Here is a 6,541-nt window from a genome sequence, read left to right on the forward strand (position 1 = left end):
CACCCAGCGCGCCCCGTTCGACCTCGGGCAGCCCGAAGGTCGCGTCCTCGGAGGCCACGATCACGTCGGCGTTGCCCACCAGGCCGATGCCGCCGCCGACGCAAAAGCCATTGACGGCGGCGATCACCGGCACCGCGCATTCGTAGACCGCTCGGAAGGCGGCGAAACAGCCGCGGTTGGCGTCGATCAGTGCGGTAAAGCCTTCGGTGCGTTGCATCTCCTTGATGTCCACTCCGGCGTTGAAGCCGCGACCCTCTGCGCGCAAGATCACCGCGTGCGTGTCCGGGTTGGCGCCGGCGGCGGTGAGCGCATCGGCGAGTTCGAACCAGCCCTGCGAGGGGATGGCGTTGACGGGGGGAAAGTCGACGGTGACCGCGACGATCCCCGGTTCGACGGTGCGGGACGTGATTGTCATCGAGATCCTCGGCCACTTCCTGGGGGACGATTTACCTAAGCAAGCACTTGCTTGGTACGCTAGCACAGTGACCGACGCCGAAGGAGTCCCCGCGATCAGCTTGGGCCTCGCCGGCCGGGTCATTCTGGTGACCGGCGGCGTTCGGGGGGTCGGCGCCGGCATCAGCTCAGTCTTCGCCGGACAGGGCGCGACCGTGGTGACCTGCGCCCGCCGCGAGGTCGAGGGTCTGCCTTACGAGTTCCACTCCTGCGACGTCCGCGACGACGACGCCGTCAAGGCGATGATCGATGCGATTGTCGACCGGCATGGCCGCCTCGACGTCGTCGTCAACAACGCCGGCGGGTCGCCCTACGTTCTGACCTCGGAGTCCAGCGCGAAGTTCAACCGTAAGATCATCGAGCTCAATCTGATTGGTGCGCTTTCGGTTTCCCAGCACGCGAACGACAAGATGCAAGACCAGCCGGGCGGCGGGTCGATCATCAACATCTGCAGTCTCAGCGGCCGACGGCCATCCCCGGGCACCGGCGCCTACGGCGCGGCCAAGGCCGGCCTGGAAAGCCTCACTCAGACACTGGCAGTGGAGTGGGGTCCGAAAGTCCGCGTGAATGCCTGTGTGGTCGGCATGGTCGAAACCGAACAATCGGAGCTGTTTTACGGCGATGCCGAATCGATCGCAGCGATCTCGAAGAATGTGCCGCTCGGCCGGTTGGCCACCCCTGCCGATGTCGGTTGGGCCGCAGCATTTCTGGCCTCTAATGCGGCGTCCTACATCAGCGGTGCCGCATTAGAGGTGCACGGGGGCGGCGAGCCGCCGCATTATCTGGCCACCACCAACGCCAGCGCGATCAAGTAGAGGATCCGAACAGAATGGGCGGAAAATGGGAATAGTCGACGGTCGCGTCGTCATCGTCACCGGCGCGGGCGGCGGTATCGGGCGCGCGCATGCGTTAGCCTTCGCCGCCGAGGGCGCGCGCGTCGTGGTCAACGACATCGGGGTGGGCTTGGACGGGTCGCCCGCCGGCGGCGGCAGCGCTGCACAGTCTGTGGTCGACGAGATCACCGCAGCCGGAGGCGAAGCCGTCGCCGACGGCTCCAACATCGCCGACTGGGAGCAAGCGGCAGCGCTGGTGAAGACCGCCGTCGACACCTTCGATGGCCTGGATATCCTGGTGAACAACGCCGGCATCGTGCGCGACCGGATGATGGCCAACACCAGCGAAGAGGAGTTCGACGCCGTCATCGCCGTTCACCTCAAGGGCCACTTCGCTGCGATGCGGCACGCGGCGTCGTATTGGCGGGGGCTGTCGAAAGAGGGAAAACCTGTTGACGCGCGGATCATCAACACCAGTTCCGGTGCGGGCCTGCAGGGCAGCGTCGGGCAAGGTAACTACAGCGCCGCCAAGGCCGGCATCGCGGCTCTGACCCTCGTCGGCGCTGCCGAAATGGGACGGTATGGCGTCACCGTCAACGCGATCGCGCCGTCGGCCCGCACCCGGATGACCGAGACGGTCTTCGCTGAGATGATGGCAACGCAGGACGATGCTTTCGACTCCATGGCGCCGGAGAACATCTCGCCACTGGTGGTCTGGTTGGGTAGCGCTGAATCCCGTGATGTCACCGGGAAAGTATTCGAGGTTGAGGGCGGCAAGATCCGCGTCGCCGAGGGTTGGGCGCACGGCCCTCAGATCGACAAGGCCGCTCAATGGGATCCGGCGGAGTTGGGTCCGGTGGTCGGCGATCTACTCGCCAAGTCTCGGCCTCCGGTGCCGGTGTACGGCACCTAATCACCGGGTGTGCACTTCGACTGGGAGCAGCTGACCGACAGCGTACATCGTTGTCGGCTACCGTTTCTCGACGTCACAATCGGTCTGGTGCAGGGCCGCGCCGGGACGCTGCTCGTCGACACCGGTACCACGCTGACCGAAGCCGCGGCAATTGACGCCGACGTGCAACAGATTGCGGGACGTCGTGTTACACACGTGGTGTTGACGCACATGCACTTTGATCACGTTCTGGGTTCCGGATATTTCACTGATGTCGAGATTTACTGCGCGCCAGACGTTTTCGACTATATTACGACGGCCGCCGAGCAGCTTCGTGACGATGCGTTACGTTACGACGTCGACCGCGACGCGATCGACCGCGCAATCGGGGCCCTACGGCCGCCCCAACACGCCGTCGATAACGCTGTCGTCGACCTCGGAAATCGCCGGGTGACGGTTGCCCACCTGGGCCGCGGCCACACCGACGCAGATCTGGTCGTGTTGGTGCCGGGCGCTGACGGCGACCCCGCCGTGGTCTTCACCGGTGATCTGGTCGAGGAATCCGGCGACCCGGCGATCGACGCCGATTCCGATGTGGTCGCTTGGCCCACCACGCTTGATCGCCTACTCGCGATCGGCGGACCCGACGCCGTCTACGTACCGGGCCACGGGGCCGTCGTCGACGCGGAATTCGTCTGCCAGCAACGGGATTGGCTCAGATCGCGCCGCCTAAGGCGCTGACGATACCGTCAAGACGGCATCATGCTGCGGGCCTCAGGTCAGAGCCCGGCGAACGTGTCACCTACCAGCGCGCCCGCGGCGGCCGGCGTCGCACCCGTCAAAGCGCCGAGGACGTCATCGAGCACCGCGACCGGGAATTGCGCTAGCGCGGTGTCGACTTGGTTAATACCGGTCTGCAGCGCAGCCTCGATCGTCGTCGAATTACCGGTCAGCAGAGCCTGGTAAATGTCGTAGCCGGCGAACTGCGGCGCCTCGATCAGGTTACGGAAGTCGACGAACAGCTCGGTCGGCAGGTCGGGATTCTGGGGGACCGGCACCCCGTCGTAGCTGACCAAGGTCCAGCCGTCTTGCGGATCGCCGTGAACCACCACTTCGCCCACATTCGGCAGGAACTGGCCCTTTTCGAGCAACTCGGTGAGGAGGAGTGAAAAATCGGGGTTCTTGACGTTCATCAGTGCCCAGGTGGTGATCGAGCCTTCGCTGGATACGGCGATGTCGGTCGGGTTGGCGCCGGCGTTAGCAGTTTGGTCGTATATCGCGTCAACCGCTTCGGTATAGCGTTGGTCGAACACGACGCCGTTAACGTCAGGAGAGCCCGGCATCGGCACGAGGTCTGCGCCGAATACCCACGCCATCGGTGTCGTCAGGTAGAGCAGGCCATCGAGGCTGTATATCGATTGGCCTTCGTAAATACCGGCATTGATTTCATCGAGTCCGGCCATCGGCGGCTGCACGGGCATGTTGTCCAGCGCAGCCGAGATGTTGCCTGCGGTTTCGATCGCCCTGAGCTCTTCCGATGAGAGGAGCTCAGCGTAGGAACCCTGATTGGCGAGGGCTAGTTGCTCGCCGATGGTCGTCGCCTGTGTGATTCCTTCGGGAGTGAGACCCGTTCCGGGAGGGACCGTGTCGATGATGCCCGCCGCGTTGTCGATCGATTGGCCGTGCCGGATGAAGTCGATCGTGATGTCCGCCGCATCGGCCCACGCGACGGCCGGCGCGATAAAGAGCAAGCCCGTCGAAATGAGCCCGACCGCAACGTAACGGCGTCGATGTTGGCGTAGACCAGGCATAGTTCCCCCTCCGCGTCGGAGCGTCTCAGCGGCGAGGTTAAGTTACCGTAATTCCCGGCCATTTTTTGGGAGATTGCAAGGCAATCTATGCCGGTTCGCACACCACCAATGGGATGACCCGGTCGGTGGCCTCGCGGTACCCGCGATAGGGCGGATAGATGCGCATCAGCCGCGGCCAGTAGCGGTTCCGTTCCTCATCCGTCGCGTCGCGGGCAGACAGGTGTAGTCGCTCGGCACGGATCTGCACTTCAACCGCCGAGTTCTCCTTGAGGTTCAGATACCAGGTCGGGTTCTCGGCGCGACCGCCGAACGACGCCGGCAAGATCACCCGATCGCCGTCGCGCAGATACAACGTGGGAGTGGTCCGCGGCTCACCCGACTTGCGGCCGGTCGTAGTCAGGAGAGCGGCCGGAAACCACAACAATCGAGCGCCGACTCGACCGTTAGTACGCCGGTAGACCCAGATATGAACGCGGGCAAAGTATTTGAGCAAGAGAGCAAGGAACCGCGAATTGCGGATCCATTGCCGTTCCGTCACGTCAGCGTGCGGGGTCGCAGATGACGATCGGGATGGTCCGGTCGGTCCAGGATTGGTAGTCCTCGTAGGACGGATACATCTTGACCAGCTGCGGCCAATACTTGGCGCGCTCCTCGTCGGTGGCGTCGCGTGCGATGAGGTCCATGACCTCTTTTTTGATCTGGACAGAAACTTCTGGGTCGGCCTTGAGGTTGAGATACCACATTGGGTTATTCGCCGAACCACCCTTCGAGGCGGCGACGATGACCCGGTCGCCGTCACGCATGAAATACAACGGGCTGACGCGCGGCTGACCGGACTTGCGGCCGGTTGTGGTCAGCAGCGCGACCGGAATGTTCTGAAACGTACCGCCGAGCCCCTCCCCGCCGCCGCGGCGGTACATGAAGGTGTTCAGGCGAGACATCCACTTGATGAAGAAGTCGGTGAACGGCGAATTCAGAAATCGCGGTGCTGATTTCGAGGGCATGGCAGTGATTCTAGTGGCGCTGGATGAACGGGCGCAGCTGAGCCCGGATGTGGTGGATCGTGCCATCGGGGATCAGAAACGTCTCGTCGATGTGCGCGCACACCCGCCGCCCGGCGAGCGATGGTTTGGTGATCACGTCGAACTGGGCCCGCACGCAGTCGCCATCGACACTGAAGTTCGGCGGGGTAGTCGCAGCGATGATCCGGAACTGGGGCCCGCGATTCAGGCTGCGCCGCAAATGGTTTCCGGACAACCCTGTCTTGATGCCTTGCTCGATCCGAACGCAGTCCGGCGCGAACGGCACCGTGTCGCCGTTGTGGCTGACCAATGCGTCGATGTAGGACTGGGCCGCTGCGATACGGTCGTCGTCGGCCACAGTCATGAAACGGGGCCCACTAGATCCGCTCGATGATGGTGCCCGTCGACAGCGCGCCGCCGGCACACATGGTGATTAGCGCTGTGCTCTGATCGGAGCGCTCCAGCTCGTGCAGGGCGGTGGTGATCAGCCGGCTGCCGGTACAACCGACCGGATGCCCCAGCGCGATCGCGCCGCCGTTGACGTTGACCCGATCCATGTCGGGGTTGTGCACCCGGGCCCAGGACAACACCACCGACGCGAACGCCTCGTTGATCTCGGTGATGTCGATGTCGCCCATCTTCATGCCGGCCTTCTCGAGCACCTTCGCGGTGGACTGCACCGGGCCGTCCAAGTGGTAGTAGGGCTCGGCGCCGACCAGCGCCTGGCTGACGATGCGCGCCCGCGGGCGCAGGCCCAGCGCCTTGGCTTTGTCTTCATCCATCCAGAGCACAGCCGCCGCACCATCGGAAATCTGCGACGACGTGCCCGCGGTGTGGATGCCGCCGTCGATCACCGGCTTGAGCTGGCTCAATCCGTCCAGCGTGGTGTCCCGCAGACCCTGGTCGCGGCTCACCGTGTGCCGCTCGCTGGTGGGCTGCTTCTGCTCGTCGAGCACCGGCGCCTCGATCGGTGAGATCTCCCGGTCGAAGCGGCCCTCGTCCCAGGCTCGCTTGGCGTGCTGTTGGGAGGCCAAGCCGAAGGCGTCGATGTCCTCGCGAGTGATGCCGCGACGCTTGGCGATGCGTTCGGCGGCGGTGAACTGATCGGGCAGATCGATGTCCCAGGACTGGGCGCGCCAATTACGGTCGGGACCGGCGTTGGCGCCGAGCCCGACGCGGCTCATCGCCTCGATACCGCAGGCGATGCCGATATCAATGGCGCCCGCGGCGATCAGGCCGGCGATCAGATGGTTGGCCTGCTGCCCGCTTCCGCACTGGCAGTCGACAGTGGTGGCGCCCACCTGCTCGGGCAAACCCACGGTCAGCCACGACGTGCGGGTGATGTTGTTGGACTGCTCCGCGAACTGCGTCACGCAGCCGCCGATGAGCTGCTCGACGTCGCCGGCAGCGATGCCGGCCTTCTCCACAAGCGCTTTCTGAACCGAGCCCAACAGCTCGGTAGCGTGCAGCCCGGACAACCATCCGGAGCGTTTACCGATGGGGCTGCGAGTGGCTTCGACTATTACCGGG

8 protein-coding genes and 1 pseudogene are annotated in these 6,541 nt (G+C 64.4%); 3 read left to right on the forward strand and 6 right to left on the reverse strand.

The genetic code is table 11. The annotated features are described in order from the left end of the window. Positions 1 to 415: pseudogene (echA20, locus tag WBF82_RS05545) on the reverse strand ((7aS)-7a-methyl-1,5-dioxo-2,3,5,6,7,7a-hexahydro-1H-indene-carboxyl-CoA hydrolase); the annotation flags it as partial. Positions 416 to 509: 94 nt separating this feature from the next. Here echA20 and WBF82_RS05550 point away from each other — a divergent pair. Genes WBF82_RS05550 through WBF82_RS05560 form a run of 3 tightly spaced genes read left to right on the forward strand, consistent with a single transcriptional unit; the run spans position 510 to position 2,919 of the window. Then, positions 510 to 1,268 carry an SDR family oxidoreductase gene (locus WBF82_RS05550; protein ID WP_424382088.1) on the forward strand — a complete coding sequence of 253 codons (759 nt, stop codon included), beginning with the start codon at positions 510 to 512 and terminating at the stop codon, positions 1,266 to 1,268. A 25-nt stretch (positions 1,269 to 1,293) separates the two neighbouring features. Next, on the forward strand, positions 1,294 to 2,199 hold the full coding sequence (locus tag WBF82_RS05555) for an SDR family oxidoreductase (RefSeq protein WP_424382081.1): 906 nt from the start codon (positions 1,294 to 1,296) through the stop codon (positions 2,197 to 2,199). 9 nt (positions 2,200 to 2,208) lie between these two features. Then, the gene (locus WBF82_RS05560) at positions 2,209 to 2,919 is read left to right on the forward strand and encodes an MBL fold metallo-hydrolase (RefSeq protein ID WP_424382082.1); all 711 of its coding nucleotides are present in this window, start codon (positions 2,209 to 2,211) and stop codon (positions 2,917 to 2,919) included. 38 nt (positions 2,920 to 2,957) lie between these two features. Here WBF82_RS05560 and WBF82_RS05565 read toward each other — a convergent pair whose 3' ends face one another. The 5 genes from WBF82_RS05565 to WBF82_RS05585 form a co-directional block, all read right to left on the reverse strand. Then, the gene (locus WBF82_RS05565; RefSeq protein WP_424382083.1) at positions 2,958 to 3,989 is read right to left on the reverse strand and encodes a phosphoglycerate mutase family protein; all 1,032 of its coding nucleotides are present in this window, start codon (positions 3,987 to 3,989) and stop codon (positions 2,958 to 2,960) included. A gap of 85 nt (positions 3,990 to 4,074) precedes the next feature. Beyond that, positions 4,075 to 4,527, reverse strand: a complete 453-nt coding sequence (locus WBF82_RS05570) for a nitroreductase family deazaflavin-dependent oxidoreductase (RefSeq protein ID WP_424382084.1) — start codon at positions 4,525 to 4,527, stop codon at positions 4,075 to 4,077. 1 nt (position 4,528) lies between these two features. Then, positions 4,529 to 4,993 (reverse strand): nitroreductase family deazaflavin-dependent oxidoreductase, encoded by a 465-nt coding sequence (locus WBF82_RS05575; protein ID WP_424382085.1) that lies wholly within the window; start codon positions 4,991 to 4,993, stop codon positions 4,529 to 4,531. A 10-nt stretch (positions 4,994 to 5,003) separates the two neighbouring features. Next, positions 5,004 to 5,375 (reverse strand): hypothetical protein, encoded by a 372-nt coding sequence (locus WBF82_RS05580; RefSeq protein WP_424382086.1) that lies wholly within the window; start codon positions 5,373 to 5,375, stop codon positions 5,004 to 5,006. A gap of 13 nt (positions 5,376 to 5,388) precedes the next feature. After that, positions 5,389 to 6,541, reverse strand: a 1,153-nt coding sequence (locus WBF82_RS05585) for a steroid 3-ketoacyl-CoA thiolase (protein ID WP_424382087.1), incomplete at its 5' end; no start/stop codon positions are given.

Origin of the sequence: Mycobacterium sp. (genome assembly GCF_049673265.1) — a bacterium.
GTDB lineage: Bacteria > Actinomycetota > Actinomycetes > Mycobacteriales > Mycobacteriaceae > Mycobacterium.